Annotated in this window: 20 protein-coding genes; 6 read left to right on the top strand and 14 right to left on the bottom strand. The window is 65.0% G+C overall.

Features of this window, described 5'->3' with window-relative positions; translation table 11 throughout:
- Nucleotides 1–38: 38 nt before the first annotated feature.
- From JYG34_RS05110 to pmbA, 6 genes are all read right to left on the bottom strand, one after another.
- Nucleotides 39–932: a ZIP family metal transporter gene (locus tag JYG34_RS05110; RefSeq protein WP_213659742.1), complete on the bottom strand. Its 894-nt coding sequence runs from the start codon at nucleotides 930–932 to the stop codon at nucleotides 39–41.
- A gap of 11 nt (nucleotides 933–943) precedes the next feature.
- Complete coding sequence (locus JYG34_RS05105) at nucleotides 944–1,555, bottom strand: superoxide dismutase (RefSeq protein WP_213659741.1); 612 nt, start codon at nucleotides 1,553–1,555, stop codon at nucleotides 944–946.
- A 1-nt stretch (nucleotide 1,556) separates the two neighbouring features.
- Nucleotides 1,557–2,018, bottom strand: coding sequence for a DUF2753 domain-containing protein (locus JYG34_RS05100; protein ID WP_213659740.1), 462 nt, complete (start codon nucleotides 2,016–2,018; stop codon nucleotides 1,557–1,559).
- A 16-nt stretch (nucleotides 2,019–2,034) separates the two neighbouring features.
- A complete protein-coding gene (locus JYG34_RS05095; RefSeq protein WP_213659739.1) occupies nucleotides 2,035–3,411 on the bottom strand; it encodes a class II fumarate hydratase in 1,377 nt (458 codons plus the stop codon).
- Nucleotides 3,404–3,805 (bottom strand): FagA protein, encoded by a 402-nt coding sequence (locus JYG34_RS05090; RefSeq protein ID WP_213659738.1) that lies wholly within the window; start codon nucleotides 3,803–3,805, stop codon nucleotides 3,404–3,406. Before JYG34_RS05090 ends, JYG34_RS05095 begins: the two co-directional genes overlap by 8 nt.
- A 204-nt stretch (nucleotides 3,806–4,009) precedes the next feature.
- The gene (pmbA, locus tag JYG34_RS05085) at nucleotides 4,010–5,356 is read right to left on the bottom strand and encodes a metalloprotease PmbA (RefSeq protein ID WP_213659737.1); all 1,347 of its coding nucleotides are present in this window, start codon (nucleotides 5,354–5,356) and stop codon (nucleotides 4,010–4,012) included.
- A 109-nt stretch (nucleotides 5,357–5,465) separates the two neighbouring features.
- Here pmbA and yjgA point away from each other — a divergent pair, with 109 nt between their 5' ends.
- Nucleotides 5,466–5,987, top strand: coding sequence for a ribosome biogenesis factor YjgA (gene yjgA, locus JYG34_RS05080; protein WP_011532405.1), 522 nt, complete (start codon nucleotides 5,466–5,468; stop codon nucleotides 5,985–5,987).
- 113 nt (nucleotides 5,988–6,100) lie between these two features.
- Here yjgA and tldD read toward each other — a convergent pair whose 3' ends face one another.
- From tldD to mreB, 8 genes are all read right to left on the bottom strand, one after another.
- Nucleotides 6,101–7,540, bottom strand: coding sequence for a metalloprotease TldD (gene tldD / locus JYG34_RS05075; RefSeq protein ID WP_213659736.1), 1,440 nt, complete (start codon nucleotides 7,538–7,540; stop codon nucleotides 6,101–6,103).
- Nucleotides 7,541–7,542: 2 nt separating this feature from the next.
- Nucleotides 7,543–8,394 (bottom strand): carbon-nitrogen hydrolase family protein, encoded by an 852-nt coding sequence (locus JYG34_RS05070; protein ID WP_213659735.1) that lies wholly within the window; start codon nucleotides 8,392–8,394, stop codon nucleotides 7,543–7,545.
- Between the two features lie 14 nt (nucleotides 8,395–8,408).
- Nucleotides 8,409–12,221 (bottom strand): YhdP family protein, encoded by a 3,813-nt coding sequence (locus JYG34_RS05065; RefSeq protein WP_213659734.1) that lies wholly within the window; start codon nucleotides 12,219–12,221, stop codon nucleotides 8,409–8,411.
- Nucleotides 12,222–12,309: 88 nt separating this feature from the next.
- Complete coding sequence (gene rng, locus JYG34_RS05060) at nucleotides 12,310–13,767, bottom strand: ribonuclease G (protein ID WP_011532401.1); 1,458 nt, start codon at nucleotides 13,765–13,767, stop codon at nucleotides 12,310–12,312.
- 55 nt (nucleotides 13,768–13,822) lie between these two features.
- Complete coding sequence (locus JYG34_RS05055) at nucleotides 13,823–14,422, bottom strand: Maf family protein (RefSeq protein ID WP_213659733.1); 600 nt, start codon at nucleotides 14,420–14,422, stop codon at nucleotides 13,823–13,825.
- A gap of 31 nt (nucleotides 14,423–14,453) precedes the next feature.
- Nucleotides 14,454–14,942 carry a rod shape-determining protein MreD gene (mreD, locus tag JYG34_RS05050; protein WP_213659732.1) on the bottom strand — a complete coding sequence of 163 codons (489 nt, stop codon included), beginning with the start codon at nucleotides 14,940–14,942 and terminating at the stop codon, nucleotides 14,454–14,456.
- A complete protein-coding gene (mreC, locus tag JYG34_RS05045; protein ID WP_434011678.1) occupies nucleotides 14,943–15,959 on the bottom strand; it encodes a rod shape-determining protein MreC in 1,017 nt (338 codons plus the stop codon).
- A gap of 168 nt (nucleotides 15,960–16,127) precedes the next feature.
- The gene (mreB, locus tag JYG34_RS05040; RefSeq protein ID WP_011532397.1) at nucleotides 16,128–17,165 is read right to left on the bottom strand and encodes a rod shape-determining protein MreB; all 1,038 of its coding nucleotides are present in this window, start codon (nucleotides 17,163–17,165) and stop codon (nucleotides 16,128–16,130) included.
- 203 nt (nucleotides 17,166–17,368) lie between these two features.
- Between mreB and gatC the strand changes: the two genes are divergently transcribed.
- The 5 genes from gatC (at nucleotide 17,369) to JYG34_RS05015 (ending at nucleotide 22,187) form a co-directional block, all read left to right on the top strand.
- The gene (gene gatC / locus JYG34_RS05035) at nucleotides 17,369–17,656 is read left to right on the top strand and encodes an Asp-tRNA(Asn)/Glu-tRNA(Gln) amidotransferase subunit GatC (protein ID WP_213659731.1); all 288 of its coding nucleotides are present in this window, start codon (nucleotides 17,369–17,371) and stop codon (nucleotides 17,654–17,656) included.
- 15 nt (nucleotides 17,657–17,671) lie between these two features.
- On the top strand, nucleotides 17,672–19,123 hold the full coding sequence (gene gatA, locus JYG34_RS05030) for an Asp-tRNA(Asn)/Glu-tRNA(Gln) amidotransferase subunit GatA (protein ID WP_213659730.1): 1,452 nt from the start codon (nucleotides 17,672–17,674) through the stop codon (nucleotides 19,121–19,123).
- Between the two features lie 11 nt (nucleotides 19,124–19,134).
- A complete protein-coding gene (gatB, locus tag JYG34_RS05025; protein ID WP_213659729.1) occupies nucleotides 19,135–20,580 on the top strand; it encodes an Asp-tRNA(Asn)/Glu-tRNA(Gln) amidotransferase subunit GatB in 1,446 nt (481 codons plus the stop codon).
- Nucleotides 20,581–20,707: 127 nt separating this feature from the next.
- Entirely contained in the window at nucleotides 20,708–21,082 is a 375-nt protein-coding gene (locus JYG34_RS05020; protein WP_213659728.1) for a septal ring lytic transglycosylase RlpA family protein, read from the top strand.
- 61 nt (nucleotides 21,083–21,143) lie between these two features.
- On the top strand, nucleotides 21,144–22,187 hold the full coding sequence (locus JYG34_RS05015) for a calcium/sodium antiporter (protein WP_213661115.1): 1,044 nt from the start codon (nucleotides 21,144–21,146) through the stop codon (nucleotides 22,185–22,187).
- The last annotated feature ends 7 nt before the right edge of the window (nucleotides 22,188–22,194 follow it).

Raw genomic sequence — 22,194 nt, 5'->3', positions numbered from 1 at the left:
TCCTACAGGGGGCGTGCCAAATCAGTGGGGCGGATGCTTCACGACATCGCCGTATCCATCACCATCATCAGGCAGAACCCCACGCACAACCCCAGGCTCGCCAACCGGTGATGCCCGTTGCTGCGCGACTCCGGGATGATTTCCTGGGTCACCACCAGCAACATCGCCCCTGCCGCACAGGCCAGCCCCAGCGGCAACAGCAACTCGGCGACATTCACCAGCCAGGCGCAGATCACCGCGGCCAGCGGCTCGACCAACCCGGACGCGGCTCCGATCAGAAAGGCCTTGAAGCGCGACATGCCCGCACCCGCCAACACCAGGGCGATCACCAACCCTTCCGGTACATCCTGCAGCGCAATGCCCATGGCCAGGCTGTCGGCATCGGGCATGCCGCCCCCAGCGGAAACACCGATGGCCATGCCCTCGGGAATGTTGTGGGCAATGATGGCGATGACAAACAGCCAGATCCGTGCGGCAATCACCGGCTGCTGCTCGGTGCCAACCAATGCCTCCGGCGAGGCACCGGAAACCTTCAGGTCGACCAGGAACAGGCACAGCGCCCCAAACAGCAAGCCACTGCTGATCAGACCACCCGCCCCCCACGGGCTGAAACCGACCGCCTGAGCGGCGTCCAACCCGGGAATGATCAGGGAAAACGCCGTGGCCGCCAGCATCACCCCCGCGCCAAAACCCAGTAGCGTGTCGGCCAATGCCACCGGCATGTTGCGAATGACCAGCACCGGTACCGCGCCCAGCGCTGTCCCCAACGCGCACAGTGCGCCACCCTCCAGGGCGCGCAACATGCGTGGCTCCAGCTCCAACCAGGCAATGCCACGGGCCGCGAGCAACGCCGCGCCGACCAGCAACAGCAAGGTCCCCAGCGCCAGGCGGAACAGGCGCACACTGCTGACAGACAACACCTGCGAGCGCATACCGGCCCGACTCACTTCAAGGCTTCGAGGTAGCGACGTTCCACTTCGGACCAGTCGACCACGTTATAGAAGGCACCAATGTATTCCGGGCGACGGTTCCGGTATTTCAGGTAATAGGCGTGCTCCCAGACATCCAGGCCGAGGATCGGTGCATTGCCGTGCATCAGCGGGCTGTCCTGGTTGCCGCTGCTCTCCACCACCAACGTGTTCTGCGGCGTGACGCTGAGCCAGGCCCAACCGCTGCCGAAACGGGTCAGCGCAGCCTTGGTGAACGCCTCCTTGAACGCGGCAAAGCCACCGAGCTGATCATCGATTGCCTTGGCTATCTGCCCTTGGGGCTGTCCGCCGCCCTTGGGCGACATGATCGCCCAGAACAGGCTGTGGTTGGCATGACCGCCGCCTTGGTTGATCACCGCGCCCCGCAGCTTCTCGGGCAATTGCCTGACCGCTGCGACCAGTTGCTCAACCGGCCATTCGGCCCACTCGCTGCCCTCGAGGGCGGCATTGAGGTTGTTGATGTAGGTCTGGTGGTGCTTGCTGTGGTGGATCTCCATGGTCTGGGTATCGATGTGCGGTTCCAGTGCATCGTAGGCGTAAGGCAATGCAGGCAAGGTGTGGGGCATATCAGTGAATTCCATAGGCTGTTGTGCTGTGAGTGGTTTCCGCTTGCGCGACCAGCTCGCTGGCCACCGGTACCTGGCGATGGAGCAGGCGTTCGGTGCGCGGGTACTGCCCGTACTCGGCGATGAAACTCAGCAGTTCGGTGTAGGTCCGCCCACTGTGGCGCAGCGCGGCATCGCGCAGCGTCCGGGACAGGCGTTGCTCCTGGCTGGCCTGGAGCAGCCGCTGGTGGGCGGCGCACAGGTAGTCGGCGCTTTCATGCGGCTGATTCAGATGCAGGTGCAGGTCGGCCAGGTTGTGGTGGGCAATGACCAGCGCGGCCACCGCCTCGTCGACGTCATGCCAGCGCTCGAACAGCACCTGGGCCAACGCCAGCGCTTGCAGGTAGTGTTCCCGGGCATCGACCAGCTCACCCCGTTCGAACAGGTGGTTGGCGATTTGCGTGGTGCGTCTCCAGTGCTGCATGACGTGCCTCCTGGGCTCAGATGCCGCCGGCGGTGAGTTTTTCCGGATCCAGCAGCGCTTCGAGCTGATCACGCGACAGGTCGGTATGTTCCAGCGCCACGTCGATGATCGGGCGGCCCTGCTTGTAGGCGGTCTTGGCGATCTCGGCGGCCTTGAGGTAGCCGATGATCGGGTTCAGCGCGGTGACCAGGATCGGGTTGCGCGACAACGCTTCCTTGAGTTTGCCTTCGTTGACCTTGAAGCTGGCGATGGCCTTGTCGGCCAGCAGGCGGCTGGCGTTGGCCATGAGCTCGATGCTTTCCAGCAGGTTGCGGGCGATCACCGGCAACATCACGTTCAGCTCGAAGTTGCCCGACTGCCCCGCCACAGCGATGGTGGCGTCGTTACCGATGACTTGCGCGGCGACCATGGCAGTAGCCTCGGGAATCACCGGGTTGACCTTGCCAGGCATGATCGAAGAGCCGGGCTGCAAGCCCTGCAGCTCGATTTCGCCCAGGCCGGCCAGCGGGCCGGAATTCATCCAGCGCAGGTCGTTGGCGATCTTCATCAGTGCCACGGCAGTGGTCTTCAGCTGGCCCGACAGTGCCACGGCAGTGTCCTGGGAACCGATCAGGGCGAACAGATTCTGGCCCGGCGTGAACTCGACTTTGGTCAACCCGCTCAGCTGACGGGCAAAGCCTGCCGCAAATTGTGGGTGCGCGTTGATCCCGGTCCCCACTGCGGTGCCACCTTGGGCCAGGGCCTGCAGGCTCGGCAGGGTGGACTCGATATGCGCCTGGGCGCCCTTGATCTGTGCAGCCCAGCCACCGAGCACCTGGCTCATGCGCACTGGCATGGCGTCCATCAGGTGGGTGCGGCCGGTCTTCACGTACTGATGAACCTCGACGGCTTTGGCGTCGATCACCTGGACCAGATGACGCAGGGCGGGTAGCAACTGTTCGTGCAAAGCCAGCGCGGCGCTGACATGGATGGTGGTGGGGATGATGTCGTTGCTGCTCTGGCCGCAGTTGACGTGGTCGTTGGCATTGACCGGTTCGCCCAGCACACGGCTGGCCAGGGTGGCGATCACTTCGTTGGCGTTCATGTTCGAGCTGGTACCGGAGCCGGTCTGGAACACATCCACCGGGAAATGCCGAATGAAGTCCTCGGCCAACAGCTGCTCCACCGCCTTGACGATCGCACCGCCCTGCCCCGCGCTCAGTTGCCCCAGCTCGATATTGGCCTTGGCCGCCGCAGCCTTGGCCAGCAGCAGCGCGCGGATGAACTGCGCCGGCATCGGCTGGCCGCTGATCGGGAAGTTGTCGACCGCGCGCTGGGTCTGGGCGCCATACAGGGCCTGGGCCGGCACCTGCAGTTCACCCATGCTGTCGCGCTCGATACGGGTATCACTCATCTTCAAGTCCTTGCATCAGTTCTTCGGGAGAGATCGACGGCAGCAGCACGCAGTTGGCGAGCTGCATTGCGTAGGGTTGCCAGTGTTGGTTGTGCGCGCGGCGATCGAGGTTGCGCAGGTCGAGCAGTGGGCGCCAGGCCTGGTCCAGGCACAGGCAGCGCCAATGCCAGGGCAGCATGCGGTCGCAGGCGGTATCCAGCAGCAGGCGGAAGGAGGTCAGCGCCACGGTCCAGGGCGAGGTTTCGGTACAGCACACCAGGTAGCGGCCTTCGGCCAGGTAGTGCTCGATCAGGCGCGGTTCGTCAGGCTCGAGGGCGCAGCGGATGCGCCGGCTGAGCCAGCGCCAGTTTTCCAGGTAGGGCAGTTCGTGGAGAACGGATTTCATGAACGTCATCGCCAGGTTACCGGGTAATGATATTCATTATTAGATGATAATCAGAATCACTTCAAGCTGAGCAATAGGTGAAATAAGCCCGGCGCGATGGCCGGGTCGTTTGCAAGGCATGCTGGATAGTGGCGCGGGAGCGGGCTTGCCCCGCGATCATTTCAGGCCCATCGCGGGTCAAGCCCGCTCCCACGCCACTGTATTCACCGCCGGTTAACTGCCTGCGACAGTCATCCGCTCGATCAACACCGAACCGCTATGGATATTGCTACGGGTTTCAATATCACTGCCGATCGCCACAATTTGCTGGAACATATCCTTCATATTACCGGCGATAGTCACTTCCTGAACCGGGAACTGGATCTCGCCATGCTCGACCCAGAAGCCCGCCGCGCCACGGGAGTAATCCCCCGTGACCATGTTCAGGCCATGCCCCATCAGCTCGGTCACCAACAAGCCACGCCCCATGCGGCGGATCAATGCGGCCTGGTCCTCGACCCCATGGGTGACGAACAGGTTGTGCACGCCACCGGAGTTCGCGGTGCTGGGCAGCTTCAGCTTGCGCCCGGAATAGGTGCCCAGGATGTACGACACCAGCTCGCCCTTGTCGACGAACGGCTTGGCGTAGGTCGCCAGGCCATCGCCGTCGAATGCCGCGCTACCCAGCGCACGCGCAAGGTGTGGGCGTTCGTCGAGGGTCAGCCAGGTGGGGAACAGGCGCTGGCCAAGGGTGCCTTCGAGGAACGATGACTTGCGGTACAGGTTGCCGCCGGAAATCGCCGAGAGGAAGCTGCCGAACAGGCCGCCAGCCAATTCCGCGGAGAACAGCACCGGCACCTCGCAGGTCGGCACAGGACGCGCGCCCAGGCGGCTGGCCGCCCGCTGAGCAGCGCGCTGGCCAATGCTGCGCGGGTCGGCCAGCAGTTGGCCCTGGCGATTGACGTCGTACCAGTAGTCACGCTGCATCTGGCCGTCGCTCTCGGCGATCATCACGCAGCTCAGGCTGTGGCGTGTGGAAGCATAACCGCCGATGAAACCGTGGCTGTTGCCGTAAACCCGCACGCCCTGATGGGTATTGAGGGTGGTACCGTCGGCGTTGCGGATGCGCGTGTCGGCGTCGAAGGCGGCCGCCTCGCACGCCAGCGCCATCTCGATGGCCTTTTCAGGCTCGATGTCCCAGTCGTGGTAGAGGTCGAGATCCGGAATGTCACGCGCCATCAGTGCCGCATCGGCGAGGCCCGAGCACTCATCCTCGGAGGTATGCCTGGCGATCGCCAGCGCCGCCGCGACCGTTTCACGGATAGCGTCGGGGCCGCTGGCCGAGGTGCTGGCAGAGCCTTTGCGCTGGCCGACATAGAGGGTGATGCCAAAGCCCTGGTCGCGGTTGAACTCGACGGTCTCGACCTCGCGCTGGCGCACCGTGGTGGACAGGCCCTGCTCCAGCGAAACTGCCACTTCGCAGGCACTGGCCCCCTGGCGACGCGCCTCGGCGACGATCGCCTCGACCTGTTCCTGCAATGCCGGCAGGTCCTTGGGGCCTACGCTCTGGACTGCACTCATGGTTCTCTCCACTGAAAATTCTGCGTACGGCTAGGGTCATTCTACGACCGGGCCGGACAAGCGGCCCCCGACTGGTTATCATGGCGGCGATTTCCTGCGGACTGCCCCCATGGTTGATTCTTACGACGACGCCTTCGATGGCGAAAAAAGCAAAACCCAGATCAAGCGCGAGCTGCATGCGCTGGTCGAACTCGGTGAGCGCCTCACCACCCTCAAGGCCGACACCCTGGCGCGCCTGCCGCTGACCGACGAGCTGCGCAAGGCGCTGGACGAGGCCTCCCGGCACACCGCCCATGGCGCCCGCAAACGCCACATGTCGTTCGTCGGCAAGCTGATGCGCGTCCAGGATCTCGACGCCATCCACGCTGTGCTCGAGCAGATCGACAGCTCCAGCCGCCAGTACAACGAGCGCTTCCACGGTCTCGAGCGCTGGCGCGACCGGCTGATCGACGGTAACGACGAAGACCTCGAACGCTTCGTCAACGAGTTCCCCGACACCGACCGCCAGCACCTGCGCTCGCTGATCCGTCATGCCCAGCACGAGAAGGCACGGAACAAACCGCCTGCCGCCGCGCGCAAAGTGTTCAAGTACATCCGCGACCTCGACGAAACTCAGCGCGGCTTGCGCTGAAGCCTGGGCTCGGGGGCTGCTGCGCAGCCCATCGCGGCTCAAGGCCGCTCCTACAGGGAATGCGTGTAGGGGTGGCCTGCCGCGAAAGGACCGCAAAGCGGTCCCCATGGCCCTCAAGCCCCTGTACCACCCACGGTAATCGCATCCAGCTTCAGGGTCGGCTGGCCAACGCCCACCGGCACCGACTGCCCATCCTTCCCGCAGGTGCCCACGCCGCTGTCCAGCGCCAGGTCGTTACCGACCATCGACACGCCGCGCATCGCTTCCGGACCATTGCCGATCAACGTCGCGCCCTTCACCGGCGCGGTGATCTTGCCGTCCTCGATCAAGTACGCCTCGCTGGTGGAAAACACGAACTTGCCGCTGGTGATGTCCACCTGGCCACCGCCGAGGTTGGCGCAATAGATGCCCTTCTTCACCGACGCGATGATTTCCTGCGGGTCGCTGTCACCGGCGCGCATGTAGGTGTTGGTCATGCGTGGCATCGGCAGGTGGGCGTAGGACTCCCGGCGCCCGTTGCCGGTGACTGCCATGCCCATCAAGCGAGCGTTGAGCTTGTCCTGCATGTAGCCCTTGAGGACACCATTCTCGATCAACGTGGTGCACTCGGTCGGCGTGCCTTCGTCATCGACACTGAGCGAGCCGCGACGCCCTTCCAGGGTGCCGTCGTCGACGATGGTGCACAGCTTCGAGGCCACTTGCTCGCCGATTCGCCCACTGAACGCCGAACTGCCCTTGCGGTTGAAGTCGCCTTCCAGACCATGACCGACCGCTTCATGCAGCAACACGCCAGACCAGCCTGGGCCGAGCACCACAGGCAATGTGCCGGCCGGCGCAGGAATCGCCTCGAGGTTGACCAGTGCCTGGCGCAACGCTTCACGGGCGTAGCCCATGACCCGCTCCTCGGTGAAGAAGCGATAGTCGGTACGCCCGCCACCGCCCTGCCCGCCGCGCTCGCGGCGACCGTTCTGCTCGACGATCACGCTGACATTGAAGCGCACCAGCGGGCGCACGTCGGCGGCCAGGCTGCCATCGGCGGCGGCCACCAGGATGCGCTCCCAGACCCCGGCCATGCTCACGCTGACCTGCTGGATGCGCGGGTCGAGGGCGCGGGTGGCGGCGTCGACGCGCTTGAGCAGCTCGACCTTTTCCGCACGGCTGAGCACCGCGAGGGGGTTGTCGGCGGCATACAGCGCGGTCACGTCCTGGCTGCGGAAGGCCTGGACCTTGCCGTTCTGCCCGGCGCGCGAAATTGAACGGGCGGCACGGGCCGCCGAGGTGAGTGCTTCGAGGTTGATCGCGTTGCTGTAGGCGAAACCGGTCTTCTCGCCGGACTGGGCACGCACGCCCACGCCCTGGTCGAGGTTGAAGCTGCCTTCCTTGACGATGCCGTCTTCCAGCGCCCAGGTTTCCGAGATCTGGCCCTGGAAATACAGGTCGGCGGCGTCGATGCCGGGGCCGGCCAACTCGCCCAGCACCGTCTGCAGGCTGTCGAGGGTCAAGCCGCCCGGGGCCAGGAGCTGCTCGCTGACGGTGGATAACATCTGGCTCATAGTCACTCCGAGGTGTGCGCAGGCCGCAAGGCGTCCTGCGAGAAAAAGCGCCGGTGGCTGACCACCGGCATGCGCGCCCGGATGGACGCTTGTTCTTCGCTGTCGCGCGTGGCCAGCAGTACTGCCTCTCCCCGCGCCTTTTGCGCGACGATCCGCCCCCAGGGGTCGACGATCGCCGCCTGGCCGTGGGTTTCCCGCGGCCCCGGATGCACACCGCCCTGGGCGGCCGCCAGCACATAGCACTGGGTTTCGATGGCCCGCGCGCGAATCAGCACTTCCCAGTGCGCCGCGCCGGTTACCGCGGTGAACGCCGCCGGTGCGCTGATCAGCTCGGCCCCGGCGGCGCGCAAGGCGCTGTACAGCTCGGGGAAGCGCAGGTCATAGCACACCGACAACCCAAGACGCCCGACCGGTGTATCCGCTACCACCACCTGGTCGCCGTGGGCGTAGTCGTCGGACTCGCGATAACGACCACGGTTGTCGGCAACGTCCACATCGAACAGATGCAGCTTGTCGTAGCGTGCGACGATCTCGCCCTGCTCGTCGACCAGCAGCGAACAGGCGTGGGCCTTGTGCTCCGGCCTACCGACCGGCGGCAAGGGCAAGGTACCGGCGACAATCCATAACCTGAGGTCGCGGGCCGCCTGTTTCAACCACGGCAGGATCGGCCCTTCGCCCAGCGCCTCGGCGCGGCCGATGGCGGCGGCGTCACGGCGGCCCATGGCGGCGAAGTTCTCCGGCAGCACTGCCAGGCGCGCGCCACCGGCCGCGGCCTGCTCGAGCAGTGCCCGGGCGCGTTGCAGGTTGGCCAGGATATCGTCCTGGCTGACCATCTGGATCACTGCTGAAGTCATGCGCCCCCCTGCCATTACTTGTCGAATGGTTTCACAAACGTGATTTTAGGCTCTTTCACCGGCCCTTCTACGCGGTAGTGCACGCTGGCGAAACGGGCCACACGGTCGCCGATCAGGCGGTCGACCAGGAACAACGCGCCACCGACGGCCGGCGCGCCGATGATCAGCGCAGCCAGCGGCAGGTTGTTGGTCACCGGCAGGGTCACCAGCAGGTTGGCGTCGACCCGGTCGCGGACGAAGTCCAGGGTACCGTCGAGCTCGAAGTTGCTCGACGGCCCCGTCACGGTAATCGGCTCGCGGGTCACGTAGACCCCCTCGCTGGCCACCAGCAGACCCTTGACCCTGTCGTAGGCCAGGCCTTTGCTGAACAAGTCGGAGAAGTCCAGGCGCAGTCGGCGGCCGATGGAGTTGAAGTTGAGCAGCCCGAACACCCGCAGGGCCTGGGCGCTGCCCTCGACCTCGACGAACTGACCGGTACGCAAGGCGGCGTCGAGGCTGCCGGAGTAACGGTTGAGGCTGACCCAGGCCGGCGAGCCCGGCCAGCGGCCATCGACATCCATGCGGAAATCACGACTGGTGACGGTCGGCGCAAAGCCCCAGGCCTTGAGCACGTCGGCCAGGTTCTTGCCATCCAGGCGGCCCTTGTACCAGCTCGAGGTACTGCCGGGCTCGCCTTCCCAGCCGCCGCTGCCATCGATATGCAGCCCCTTGAGGTCCAGATCGATGTCCGCAAGCGACAAGCCACGCGACGCCTGGCGCAACTTCACCGACGCACTGCCGAACAGGTCGTCGCCGCGGTACATCTTGTCGATGGTCAAGTCCAGCGGCGGTACCTTGCGCGGATCGACACCGGCCAGCGGATCTGGAGCATTCTCGGCCTGCTCTTCCGTCGTCGCGCTGGCGGGCGGCAGGCGCAAGGTCTGCAGACGAATGGTCATCGGCGTCGCCTTGGCATCGGGGATGCGCGCATTGCCGATGACTTCCTTGCTGTCCAGACGCAGGTCCCAGGCCTGGCCACCACGCGCCAGGCGCACGACCGCCTGGTTGAGGTCCATACCGAAGGCCTTGAGCTGGCCGATGCTCAGGTCGACGCCTTGCAGGTTCTGGCGGGCGCTGCCGCCTGGGTCCTGCCCGGCGAAACGCTCCATCTGCTGTTGCCAGAGCGCCAGGTCCAGGGCCTCCAGGCGCCCACGTACGCGCAGGCCCTGGCCACTCGGCACGCTGGCTTCACCGGCACCCAACAGCAGTTCGCCGCGCCCCTGGGCCAGTTTGTCGGCAGGCGCGGCGTAGGCGAAACGGGCCAGGTCGGCATAGCTGGCATCGATACGCCGCTCGGGGCCTTGCAAGGTGAGGCTGAAACGGCTGTCGCGGGTGTCCGCGGCGGCCTTGCCGAAGGGGGCTGGAAGATCGATGGCCAGGCCCTTGAGCGATGAATTGACCGTGATCCGGTTGTCACGATTTCCGAGCATCACCTGCAACTGGTAGGGCAGATCGCCCGAAGCCGGCAGTGCTTGCTGGAAGTTCAGCCAATCGGTCAAGGCCTTGAGCCCGACCTGGCCGCTGGCGCTGATTCGCGTCTGGATCTGCCCGCCCTGCCCTTCGGCGGCGATCTGCGCGGTGACCGGCTTGCCAAAGGCCTGCAGGGTGATGCCCTTGCCGCTGAGCCCCTTGTCGAAGTCGAAGGTGAAATCGCCCTTCAGGCGGTTCAGTTCCAGGCTCGGGGGGGCAACCTTGAGCGTTGCGTCGGCGGTCGAGAAGTCCACCAGTACCTTGGGGCGCTGCCCGTGGGCCAGGGGAATGTCGAGCTTGACCTTGCCCCGCAGCGGCCCTTCGCCCTCCCAACCGGCGAAGATCTCACCCGTGCCGATGGGCGCTTCCTTGAGAATCTTCAGGCCATCGCCGAGGCTGCCATCGAAGTCGCCATCAAGATACAGGTGGCTGTGCTGGTCGCCCTCGACATGGGGAATGTCGACGCTCACGTCGCTGACCTTGGTGTCGAGCAGCAGCCCTTGGCGGGCCTTGATCCGCACCCCGGTGTCCTCGATGAAGACGTCACCCTCGACCTGCTGCACCTGGGGCCAGCCCGGCTGGAAGTCCAGGGCCGCGTCGTGCACCTTGAAGAACAGGCTGATATCGCGGGCATGGGGTGGCGCACCGTGGTTCAGCGAGCCCTGGTACTGGAAGTAGCCTTCGTCGACATTGCCCTTGACGATGGCGCTGCGCAGCCACTCGTCCAGGGCCGGGCTGAGCACCTCGGGCAGGTACTTGGCGGTGTAGCGGCCATCGCCCTCGGTGAGGCCGACGCGCAGGTCCATGTAGTCCTCATGGCCTGGCTCCAGATGGATGCGGATCAGGAAGTCGGCGGCGATCTTGCCTTCGTCGCCCAACACCTTGATATAGGGGGCGACCAGGGTGAAGGCTTGCTTGTCCAGCGTCCAGGTCAGCCGTGCGTTGGCCTTGGGGTAATGCCAGGGTTTGCCGAAGATCGGGTACAGATGCAGCATGAACGCTTGGGTGTCCAGGCGCAGTTCGCCATGCCCGAGATCACCGCTGATCGCCCCGGTGACATTACCGGCGGCAGGTGCGCCGTGATAGGCGTCGAAGCCGACCTTCTCCAGGTTGGCGGCGAACTGCAGACGCTGGTCACCCTCGGCTTTCGGGCGGATATCCAGGCGTACATTGCGCAACGTACCGGTCACCTTGAGGGCGTCGACCACGGTCATGAGTTTGTCGGGCAGAGGCGCCAAGGCATCGATCAACGGCGTCAACGGCGTCAGGTCGAGGCGGTCGGCCTGGACCTGCCAGGTTTCGTCGGCAGGGTTCTGGCCCAGGCGCTGTGCCAGTTGCAGGTGGGATTCCCAGCGGGTCTGGCCAAGGCTCATGGCCAGGGAGTCGACGGCCACGTCGAAACCCTGGTCCTTGCGCTGGAACCAGGCCGACAAGGCCAGGTTGTCCAGGGTGACAGCCTTGCGCTCGGTGTAGGCACCCTTGAGTTGTGGGGCATTGAGGCGAACCGTCGCCTGCTGCAGCTGCCCTTTGTTCCAATCGATCCAGAATTCGCCGCCGGCACGCAGCGTACTGGCTTGCCACTGCCCCAGCAGGCGCGGCGGCAACCAGCGAGCCCAGTCGCTTTGCGGCAGGCTCAGGTAGGCCTGCAGTCGCCCCTCGCGCCACGCCTTGGCGCTGGCCCGGCTGTCCAGGCTCATGGCCAGCGGCTGGCCGTCGGGCAAGGTAGCCCGCAGATCCAGGCGCTGACGCGAGGCACCGGCCTGCAGCCCCAGGCTGACATAGGTCAGGGTCAACGGGTCACGTTGCCACGGGTGCAAGGTGACCTGGCTGTCGAACAGGTCGATGCGCCCCAACTGGCGCAAGCGTTTGAGCGCGTCGGCCGGATCGAACGGCGCGTCGTCCTTGTGCGGCAGGCCTTCAAGCGCCCAAGAGCCTTGCTCGTCTTCCCGCAGGATCAACTGCAAGCCTGCAAGCTGGATACGCGCCAGGCGCACTTCACGCGCCTTGAGGCTGGCCCACAGGTCCGGTACCAGCTTGACGTCATCCAGGCGCAGCGATGCGGCGCCCTCGCCCAACTGCAGGTCGCGCATCCGCAACACCGGTGCCAGGCCACTCCAGCGCCCTTCCAGCGCGCCGACATGCACAGGCATGCCCAAGGCCTGTTCGGCCTTGAGCTCGGCATCCGCACGGTATTCGGCGACCAGGGGTACCAGTTGTCGCCCAAGGCTGACATACAGCGCCACCAGCACCGCCAGCAGGGCACAGATACCCAGCCCCCAGCGGGTCAAGGCGCCCAGAACGCGGGTCAGACGTTCCATGGCCAAGGCCCTCCGAGTCGTCCCTTAACTATGGCCGGGGAATCGGGCTTTGCCAGCCCTGGTACGGGGCGACGGCCTTCAGAACGGGTCAGAGCAGCACCACATCGTATTGTTCCTGGGAGTACATGGACTCGACCTGGAAGCGAATGGTCCGCCCGATGAACGCTTCCAGTTCGGCGACATTGCCCGACTCTTCGTCGAGCAGGCGGTCGACCACCTTCTGGTTGGCCAGTACCCGATAGCCCTCGGCCTGGTAGGCACGGGCCTCGCGCAGGATCTCACGGAAGATTTCGTAACAGATTGTCTCGGGGGTCTTCAGTTTGCCCCGCCCCTGGCAGGCGGCACACGGCTCGCACAGCACCTGTTCGAGGCTTTCGCGGGTGCGCTTGCGGGTCATCTGCACCAGGCCCAGCTCGGTGATGCCGATGATGTTGGTCTTGGCGTGGTCGCGCTCGAGTTGCTTCTCCAGGGTACGCAGGACCTGGCGCTGGTGCTCCTCGTCCTCCATGTCGATGAAGTCGATGATGATGATCCCGCCGATGTTGCGCAGGCGCAGTTGCCGGGCGATGGCGGTGGCCGCCTCGAGGTTGGTCTTGAAAATGGTCTCTTCGAGATTGCGATGGCCGACGAACGCACCGGTGTTGACGTCGATGGTGGTCATCGCCTCGGCCGGGTCAACCACAAGATAACCGCCGGACTTGAGCGGCACCTTGCGCTCCAGGGCACGCTGGATCTCGTCCTCGACCCCGTACAGGTCGAAGATCGGCCGCTCGCCGGGGTAATGCTCGAGGCGATCTGCAATCTCGGGCATCAGTTCGGCGACGAATTGCGTAGTCTTCTGGAAGGTTTCCCGCGAATCGATACGAATCTTCTCGATCTTCGGGTTGACCAGGTCGCGCAGCGTGCGCAGCGCCAGGCCAAGGTCCTCGTAGATCACGGTGGGGGCGCCGCAGGTGCTGATCTGCGCGCCGATCTGCTCCCACAGGCGGCGCAGGTAACGGATGTCCTGGAGAATGTCTTCAGCGCGGGCGCCTTCGGCGGCGGTGCGCAGGATAAAGCCACCGGCATCCTTCATGTCTTCCTGGGCCATGCAGTCGTTGACCACTTGCTTGAGGCGTTCGCGCTCGGCTTCTTCCTCGATCTTCAGCGAAATCCCGACATGGCTGCTGCGTGGCATGTACACCAGGTAGCGCGAGGGGATCGACAGCTGGGTGGTCAGGCGCGCGCCCTTGGTGCCGATCGGGTCCTTGGTGACCTGCACCACCAGCGCCTGGCCCTCGTGGACCAGCGCGGTGATGGTCTCCACCGCCGAGCCTTCGCGCTGCGAGATCTCCGAGGCATGGATGAACGCCGCGCGCTCCAGGCCGATGTCGACGAAGGCCGCCTGCATGCCCGGCAACACCCGCACCACCTTGCCCTTGTAGATATTGCCGACGATGCCGCGGCGTTGGGTCCGCTCCACGTGCACTTCCTGCAGGACGCCGTTCTCCACCACCGCCACGCGTGATTCCATCGGGGTGATGTTGATCAGGATCTCTTCACTCATGGCACGCTCTCGTCAAAGGTCTGGGGGTAATGATGGATCGCAGCAGGAAGACTGGCTAGCGCTGGGCGGCATCCTCTTGCAGTTGCCAGCAGGGGATGGCGAATTGCTCGAGCAGTTCCGCCGTCTCGCTCAGGGGCAGGCCGACCACTGATGAATAGCTGCCTTCGATGCCGCTGACGAACACCGCGCCCAGGCCCTGGATGGCATAGCCGCCGGCCTTGTCCAACGGCTCGCCGCTGGCCCAGTAGCGCAGGGCTTCCTCGAAGGAGATGGTACGAAAGCGCACGGTGGTGGCAACGCAGCAGCTCAGGCTGCGCTGGCCATCGGTCACCGCCACGGCGGTCAGTACCTGGTGCTCGCGTTTTGACAAGTCGCCGAGCATGGCCAGTGCCTGCTCGCGGTTTTCGGGTTTGCCGAGAATGTTGCCATCGAGCACTACCGTAGTGTCGGCGCCCAACACCACGCCGGTGCCGTCGGTCTGGCTGTAGCCCGCCACAGCCTTGGCCTGCGCCAGGCGTTCGACGTAGGCGGCCGGCGTCTCGTCGGGCAACGGGGTTTCATCGACGGGCGCGCTGACGACAACGAACGGCACGCCGATCTGGGTCAGCAGTTCACGCCGTCGTGGCGAACCGGAGGCCAGGTACAACTGAGGCATGTAGACATCTCCTTGTCAGTGGCGACGGCCGTCAGTGGATATGCAGGCGCAGGCGCAGGCCACGCAAGGCAAAGCTGATCCAGGGCCAGAGCAAGGCGCTGATCACCGCAGGCCAGACGAGCGCCAGCGTTGGCAGGCGATTGCCGGTCAGGGCACTGAGCCACAGCTGGATCAGCTGGGCGATGCCGAAAATCACCAGGATCACCAGGCTCTGCTGCCACATGGGGAACATGCGCAAGCGCTGCTGCAACGACAGCACGAGGAAGGTGATGAGCGTGAGAATCAGGGCATTCTGCCCCAGCAGGGTGCCATACAGCACATCCTCGGCCAGGCCCAGCACGAAAGCGGTGGTCATGCCGACCTTGCTGGGCACGGCCAGGGTCCAGAACGCCAGCAGCAAGGCCAGCCACATGGGCCGGAACACTTCCATGAACTGCGGCATGGGCGAAACGCTGAGCAACAGGCCGATGGCGAACGTCACCCAGATGACCCAGCCGTTTCTGCTACGCGTGCTGGCCATTCATTGCCTCCGGGGTTGAGCGGGCGCGACGGGCGGGTGGGCCGGTGCGGTGGGCGTCGTGGCGGGTGCCGCAGGCACGGTCTGGCTGGCCGGAGCAGGCGTCGCCGGGGTGGCGGGCGCCTGGCCATGGTTGCCCCCTTGGCGATCGGCTTCTTCCTGGGCGATCGCCGCTTCCGTGGCACGCTCTTCCGGCGTACGCCGGTCGCTGAACACCAGCAGCATGTAGCGGCTGCGGTTGAGCGCGGCGGTGGGGATGGCGCGGACGATGGCGAATGGCTGGCCGGAATCGTGGATCACTTCGTTGACCGTGGCCACCGGGTAACCGGCCGGGAAGCGCTGGCCCATGCCGGAACTCACCAGCAGGTCGCCTTCCTTGACGTCAGCCGTGTCAGCCACGTGGCGCAGCTCCAGGCGTTCCGGATTGCCGGTGCCGCTGGCGATGGCGCGCAGGCCGTTGCGGTTGACCTGCACCGGAATGCTGTGGGTGGTGTCGGTCAGCAGCAGCACGCGCGAGGTGTAGGGCATCAGCTCGACCACCTGGCCCATCAGGCCGCGGGCATCGAGCACCGGCTGGCCGAGGAACACGCCGTCGCGCTCGCCCTTGTTGATCAGGATTCGGTGAGTGAACGGGTTGGGGTCGACGCCGATCAACTCGGCGACCTCGACCTTCTCGTTGACCAGCGCCGAGGAGTTGAGCAACTCGCGCAGGCGCACGTTCTGCTCGGTCAGGGCCGCCAGCTTCTGCAACCGCCCTTGCAGCAGCAAGGCTTCGGTCTTGAGCTTCTCGTTTTCGGCGATCAGCTCGGTGCGGCTGCCGAACTGGCCCGCCACGCCCTGCCACGCACGCTGGGGCAGGTCGGTGATCCAGTAGGATTCCATCAACACCAGGCCCATCTGGCTGCGCACAGGCTTGAGCAGGTCGAAGCGCGAGTCGACCACCATCAGCGCGACCGACAGCACCACCAGCACGAGCAGGCGTACGCCCAGCGAGGGGCCCTTGGAGAAAAGCGGTTTAATGGGCCGTTCCTCGTGGACGACGATTCAGGAGGTCATGGGACATGGGGCAACGCACCGGCCTGCTTGCGGATTGACGGAAACGGCGCCCGAACGGACGCCAGCACAGCGCATACAGGTAGCACTGTGTGTGCTACCTGTAAACCTGGATGCTTGCTGCAGCGCCTGCGATCACTCGCTGGAGAGCAGGTCCATGGCGTGCTTGTCCATCATCTCCAGCGCACGGCCACCACCGCGGGCGACGCAGGTCAGCGGGTCTTCGGCGACGATCACCGGCAGGCCGGTTTCCTGGGCCAGCAGCTTGTCCAGGTCGCGCAGCAGCGCGCCGCCACCGGTCAGCACCAGGCCGCGCTCGGCGATGTCGGAGGCCAGCTCCGGCGGCGATTGTTCGAGGGCGCTCTTGACCGCCTGGACGATGGTCGCCAGCGATTCCTGCAGCGCTTCGAGCACTTCGTTGGAGTTCAGGGTGAAGGCGCGCGGTACGCCTTCGGCTAGGTTGCGGCCACGGACGTCGACTTCACGCACTTCGCCGCCAGGATAAGCGGTACCGATTTCCTGCTTGATGCGCTCGGCGGTGGATTCGCCGATCAGGCTGCCGTAGTTACGGCGCACGTAGGTGACGATGGCTTCGTCGAAGCGGTCGCCGCCGACGCGGACGGACTCGGCGTAGACCACGCCGTTCAGCGAGATCAGGGCGATTTCGGTGGTACCGCCACCGATATCGACGACCATCGAGCCACGGGCTTCTTCAACCGGCAGGCCGGCACCGATGGCGGCGGCCATGGGCTCTTCGATCAGGAATACTTCGCGGGCACCGGCACCGAGGGCCGATTCACGAATGGCACGGCGTTCTACCTGAGTGGATTTGCAGGGTACGCAGATCAGCACACGGGGGCTGGGCTGCAGGAAGCTGTTTTCGTGCACCTTGTTGATGAAGTACTGCAGCATCTTTTCGCAGACGCTGAAGTCGGCGATCACACCGTCCTTCATCGGACGAATGGCAGCGATGTTGCCTGGGGTACGGCCGAGCATGCGCTTGGCTTCGGTCCCGACTGCGACGACGCTTTTCTGGGTGCCATGGGTACGGATGGCAACCACCGAGGGCTCATTCAGGACGATACCGCGCTCACGCACGTAAATAAGGGTGTTGGCAGTACCCAGGTCGATGGACAGATCGCTGGAGAACATGCCACGCAGTTTCTTGAACATGGGAAAGTGACCCTGGGGAAAGCGTGGGTAAAAAAGTGCGGCAAACTCTAACAATGGCAGGGATTTTGGGCAAGGAGCCAATATGTTAAATTGGCTGTTTTTCCGAGCATGCCTGCCGATGATCGCGGCCCTTTGACCGCCAGAATCCTGACATGTTCCTCATTTGCGGACCCATTCCGCATTTCGTTTCCCTGGAGATCCCCATGTCGCTTCAACGCTCCGACGTGGAAAAGATCGCCCATCTGGCCCGCCTGGGCCTGAATGAAGGCGAACTGCCACGCATTACCGACGCCTTGAACAGTATTCTCGGGCTGGTCGACCAGATGCAAGCCGTCGACACCACCGGCATCGAGCCCTTGGCCCACCCGCTGGAAACCACCCAGCGCCTGCGTCCCGACCAGGTCACCGAAAGCAACCAGCGCGACCGCTACCAGGCCGTCGCGCCGTCGACCGAGAACGGCCTGTATCTCGTACCGAAAGTCATCGATTAAGGGAAAGCGCCTGCCATGCATCAATTGACCCTGGCCGAGATCGCCCGCGGGCTCGCCGACAAGTCGTTCTCCTCGGAAGAACTGACCGGCGCACTGCTGTCGCGCATCAAGCAGCTCGACCCGCAGCTCAACAGCTTCATCACCGTCACCGAAGAGCAGGCCCTGCACCAGGCCCGCGCCGCCGACGCCCGCCGCGCCGCCGGCGAGGCGGGTGCGCTGCTCGGCGCGCCGATCGCCCACAAGGACCTGTTCTGCACACAGGGCGTGCGCACCAGCTGCGGTTCGAAGATGCTCGACAACTTCACCGCCCCGTACGACGCCACCGTGGTCACCAAGCTGGCAGAAGCCGGCATGGTGACGCTGGGCAAGACCAACATGGACGAATTCGCCATGGGTTCGGCCAACGAATCCAGCCACTACGGCGCGGTGAAGAACCCGTGGAACCTCGAGCACGTGCCAGGCGGCTCGTCCGGTGGCTCGGCCGCCGCCGTGGCCGCGCGCCTGCTGCCGGCCACCACCGGCACCGACACCGGCGGCTCGATCCGCCAGCCGGCCGCGCTGACCAACCTCACCGGCCTGAAACCGACCTACGGCCGCGTTTCGCGCTGGGGCATGATCGCCTACGCCTCGAGCCTCGACCAGGGTGGCCCGCTGGCTCGTACCGCCGAAGACTGCGCCCTGCTGCTGCAAGGCATGGCCGGCTTCGACAGCAAGGACTCGACCTCGGTCGACGAGCCGGTACCGAACTTCAGCGCCGACCTCAACGCCTCGTTGCAGGGCCTGCGCATCGGCCTGCCGAAAGAGTACTTCGGCGCAGGTCTCGACCCGCGCATCGCGGAACTGGTCCAGGCCAGCGTCAAGGAGCTGGAAAAGCTCGGCGCGGTGGTCAAGGAAATCAGCCTGCCGAACATGCAGCACGCCATCCCGGCGTACTACGTGATCGCCCCCGCAGAGGCCTCCTCCAACCTGTCGCGTTTCGACGGCGTGCGCTTCGGCCACCGTTGCGCCGACCCGAAAGACCTGACCGACCTGTACAAGCGCTCCCGTGGCGAAGGCTTCGGCGTTGAAGTGCAGCGCCGCATCATGGTCGGCACCTACGCCCTGTCGGCCGGCTACTACGACGCCTACTACGTCAAGGCGCAGCAGATCCGTCGCCTGATCAAGAACGACTTCGTCGCTGCGTTCAACGACGTCGACGTGATCCTCGGCCCGACCACCCCCAACCCGGCCTGGAAGCTCGGCGCAAAAAGCGCCGACCCAGTCGCCGCGTACCTGGAAGACGTCTACACCATCACCGCCAACCTGGCGGGCCTGCCGGGCCTGTCGATGCCGGCCGGCTTCGTCGATGGCCTGCCGGTGGGCGTGCAGCTGCTGGCCCCGTATTTCCAGGAAGGCCGCCTGCTCAACATCGCGCACCGCTACCAGCAAGTCACCGACTGGCACACCCGCGCCCCTAACGGCTTCTGAGGAATTCACACATGCAATGGGAAGTTGTTATCGGGCTGGAGATCCACACCCAGCTCGCCACCCAGTCGAAGATCTTCTCCGGCAGCGCCACCACCTTCGGCTCCGAGCCGAACACCCAGGCCAGCCTGGTCGACCTGGGCATGCCCGGCGTGCTGCCGGTGCTCAACCAGGAAGCCGTGCGCATGGCATGCATGTTCGGCCTGGCGATCGATGCCGAAATCGGGCCGCGCAACGTGTTCGCGCGCAAGAACTACTTCTACCCCGACCTGCCCAAGGGCTACCAGATCAGCCAGATGGACCTGCCGATCGTCGGCAAGGGCCACCTGGACATCGCCCTGGAAGACGGCACCATCAAGCGTATCGGCGTGACCCGCGCGCACCTTGAAGAGGATGCCGGCAAGAGCCTGCACGAAGACTTCAACGGCGCCACCGGCATCGACCTGAACCGCGCCGGCACCCCGCTGCTGGAAATCGTCTCCGAACCCGACATGCGCAGCGCCAAGGAAGCCGTGGCCTACGTCAAGGCGATCCACGCCCTGGTGCGCTACCTGGGTATCTGCGACGGCAACATGGCCGAAGGCTCGCTGCGTTGCGACTGCAACGTCTCGGTGCGTCCGAAGGGTCAAACCGAATTCGGCACCCGCTGCGAGATCAAGAACGTCAACTCGTTCCGCTTCATCGAGCGCGCGATCAACAGCGAGATCCAGCGCCAGATCGACCTGATCGAAGACGGCGGCAAGGTGGTGCAGGAAACCCGCCTGTACGACCCGAACAAGGACAAGACCCGCTCCATGCGCAGCAAGGAGGAAGCCAACGACTACCGTTACTTCCCCGACCCGGACCTGCTGCCGGTGGTCATCGAGCAAAGCTTCCTCGACAGCGTGCGCGCCGGCCTGCCGGAGCTACCGACACAGAAGGTCGAGCGTTTCCAGAGCCAGTACGGCCTCTCTGCGTACGATGCCAACGTGCTGGCCTCCAGCCGCGAACAGGCCGACTACTTCGAGCAGGTGGTCAGCATCGGTGGCGACGCCAAGCTTGCGGCCAACTGGGTGATGGTGGAGCTGGGCAGCCTGCTGAACAAGCTGGGCGTCGAGATCGACCAGTCGCCGGTCAGCGCGGAGCAACTGGGTGGCATGCTGCTGCGCATCCGCGACAACACCATCAGCGGCAAGATCGCCAAGACCGTGTTCGAAGCCATGGCCGCCGGAGAGGGCGACGCCGACAGCATCATCGAGAGCAAGGGCCTCAAGCAGGTCACCGACACCGGTGCGATCGACAAGATGCTCGACGAGATGCTCGCCGCCAATACTGAACAAGTCGAACAGTATCGTGCGGCTGATGAAGCCAAGCGCGGCAAGATGTTCGGCTTCTTCGTCGGCCAAGCGATGAAGGCGTCGAAGGGCAAGGCCAACCCGGGGCAAGTGAACCAATTGCTCAAAGCCAAGCTCGAAGGGTGATCTGATTAAAGCGGCGAGGGCTTCGCCCTCGATCGCGGATGAATCCGTTCCTACACATACCGGTAGGAGCGGATTCATCCGCGATGGGCTGCAAAGCAGCCCCAATTGCAAAACCGGAGCATCCGACTTGCTAAAACGATCCCTCGCCACCCTCACCCTCTTCTCCCTCCTGGCCGGCTGCGCCAGCCACGACATCGACCCCCGTGGGTACAACGAAACCGGCACCGCCTCCTACTACGGCTCACGCCACCACGGCAAACGCACCGCCAGCGGCGAACCCTTCAACCAGCACGGTCTCACCGCCGCCCACCGCAGCCTGCCTTTCGGCAGCCGTGTACTGGTCACCAACCTCGCCAACCAGCGCAGCGTCGTGGTCCGCATCAACGACCGAGGCCCCCACACCCGTGGCCGACTGATCGACCTTTCACGGGCGGCAGCGGAAAAAATCGGCATGCTCCGTAGCGGAACGGCGCGAGTCCGGGTACAAGGTCTGAGCGATTGACCTGACTGGAGCCCTCGCCATTTTCGACCTGGCCACCCTCCCCACCTTCAGCCTCCTGCAACTGGGCCTGGGCCTGGTGCTGCTGATCATCGGCGCCGAACTGCTGGTGCGCGCGGCCCTGCGCCTGGCCACCCGCCTGCATGTGCGCCCGCTGATCATCGGCCTGAGCCTGGTGGCCTTCGGCAGTACCGCGCCACAATTGACCGTAAGCCTGCAAGCCGCCTACCAAGGCGCCCCGGACGTCGCGGTGGGCAGCGTGATCGGCAGCAACATCTTCAATGTGCTGGTGATCCTCGGCCTGGCGGCGCTGATCATCCCGCTGCGCGTGTCACGTCAACTGGTGCGCCTGGACATTCCCCTGATGATCATCGCCAGCGGCCTGGTCTACTTGCTGGCCAGCAACGGCCAGCTGGGGCGTATCGAAGGGTTGGTGCTGTTGCTCGGATTGCTGGGCTACCTGCTCATGCTCTGGCACCAATCACGCCACTATGCCCGCACCTATCCCGCCCCGTGCGTGGCACACACGAGCACGGTGCGATTCTGGAGCGGCGCACTGCTGCAGATCGCATTGGGGCTCGGCTTGCTCAGCTTGGCCGGCCACCTGTTGCTGGAGGCTGCGGTGGAAGTGGCGACCGACCTGGGGTTGTCCGAGCGAATCATCGGCCTGACCGTGGTCGCTGTGTGCACATCACTACCAGAGCTCGCCGCCGCACTGATTGCCGCCCTGCGCGGCGAGCGGGAAATCGCGGTGGGCGCAGTGATCGGCAGCAATCTGTTCAACCTGCTGGCGGTACTGGGGCTGACGGCACTTGTCACGCCCGAGCCGCTGTCGATCTCACCTAATGCGCTGGGCTTCGACCTACCCGTGATGCTCGGCGTGGCAGCACTGTGCCTGCCGGTCTTCTACTCCGGCTACCGGGTCACCCGTGCCGAAGGCCTGGTGTTCCTCTGCCTTTACCTGGCCTATGGCCTGCATGTGGTGGCCTTCACCACCGGCATGCCGCTGGCCGGCCGCCTTGAACGACTGATGCTGTTCTATGTGATGCCTGTGCTCGGGATCGTGCTGCTATACACCACGGCCCGAGCCTGGCGCCGCCAACACTAAGGAAAAC

The organism is Pseudomonas entomophila (genome assembly GCF_018417595.1).
Lineage (GTDB): Bacteria > Pseudomonadota > Gammaproteobacteria > Pseudomonadales > Pseudomonadaceae > Aquipseudomonas > Aquipseudomonas entomophila_C.
The sequence above is the reverse complement of the archived record's forward strand: the minus strand, read 5'-3'. Positions and strand labels throughout refer to the sequence as shown.

What these genes read in the sequence shown, in the direction of transcription:
- tldD (WP_213659736.1), bottom strand. Translation starts at nt 7,540, where the DNA reads ATGAGCCAGATGTTATCCACCGTCAGCGAGCAGCTCCTGGCCCCGGGC.
- JYG34_RS05065 (WP_213659734.1), bottom strand. Translation starts at nt 12,221, where the DNA reads ATGGAACGTCTGACCCGCGTTCTGGGCGCCTTGACCCGCTGGGGGCTG.
- gatA (WP_213659730.1), top strand. Translation starts at nt 17,672, where the DNA reads ATGCATCAATTGACCCTGGCCGAGATCGCCCGCGGGCTCGCCGACAAG.
- JYG34_RS05100 (WP_213659740.1), bottom strand. Translation starts at nt 2,018, where the DNA reads ATGCAGCACTGGAGACGCACCACGCAAATCGCCAACCACCTGTTCGAA.
- JYG34_RS05095 (WP_213659739.1), bottom strand. Translation starts at nt 3,411, where the DNA reads ATGAGTGATACCCGTATCGAGCGCGACAGCATGGGTGAACTGCAGGTG.
- JYG34_RS05070 (WP_213659735.1), bottom strand. Translation starts at nt 8,394, where the DNA reads ATGACTTCAGCAGTGATCCAGATGGTCAGCCAGGACGATATCCTGGCC.
- rng (WP_011532401.1), bottom strand. Translation starts at nt 13,767, where the DNA reads ATGAGTGAAGAGATCCTGATCAACATCACCCCGATGGAATCACGCGTG.
- pmbA (WP_213659737.1), bottom strand. Translation starts at nt 5,356, where the DNA reads ATGAGTGCAGTCCAGAGCGTAGGCCCCAAGGACCTGCCGGCATTGCAG.
- JYG34_RS05055 (WP_213659733.1), bottom strand. Translation starts at nt 14,422, where the DNA reads ATGCCTCAGTTGTACCTGGCCTCCGGTTCGCCACGACGGCGTGAACTG.
- JYG34_RS05105 (WP_213659741.1), bottom strand. Translation starts at nt 1,555, where the DNA reads ATGCCCCACACCTTGCCTGCATTGCCTTACGCCTACGATGCACTGGAA.
- yjgA (WP_011532405.1), top strand. Translation starts at nt 5,466, where the DNA reads ATGGTTGATTCTTACGACGACGCCTTCGATGGCGAAAAAAGCAAAACC.
- mreB (WP_011532397.1), bottom strand. Translation starts at nt 17,165, where the DNA reads ATGTTCAAGAAACTGCGTGGCATGTTCTCCAGCGATCTGTCCATCGAC.
- mreD (WP_213659732.1), bottom strand. Translation starts at nt 14,942, where the DNA reads ATGGCCAGCACGCGTAGCAGAAACGGCTGGGTCATCTGGGTGACGTTC.
- JYG34_RS05090 (WP_213659738.1), bottom strand. Translation starts at nt 3,805, where the DNA reads ATGACGTTCATGAAATCCGTTCTCCACGAACTGCCCTACCTGGAAAAC.
- gatC (WP_213659731.1), top strand. Translation starts at nt 17,369, where the DNA reads ATGTCGCTTCAACGCTCCGACGTGGAAAAGATCGCCCATCTGGCCCGC.
- JYG34_RS05110 (WP_213659742.1), bottom strand. Translation starts at nt 932, where the DNA reads ATGCGCTCGCAGGTGTTGTCTGTCAGCAGTGTGCGCCTGTTCCGCCTG.
- gatB (WP_213659729.1), top strand. Translation starts at nt 19,135, where the DNA reads ATGCAATGGGAAGTTGTTATCGGGCTGGAGATCCACACCCAGCTCGCC.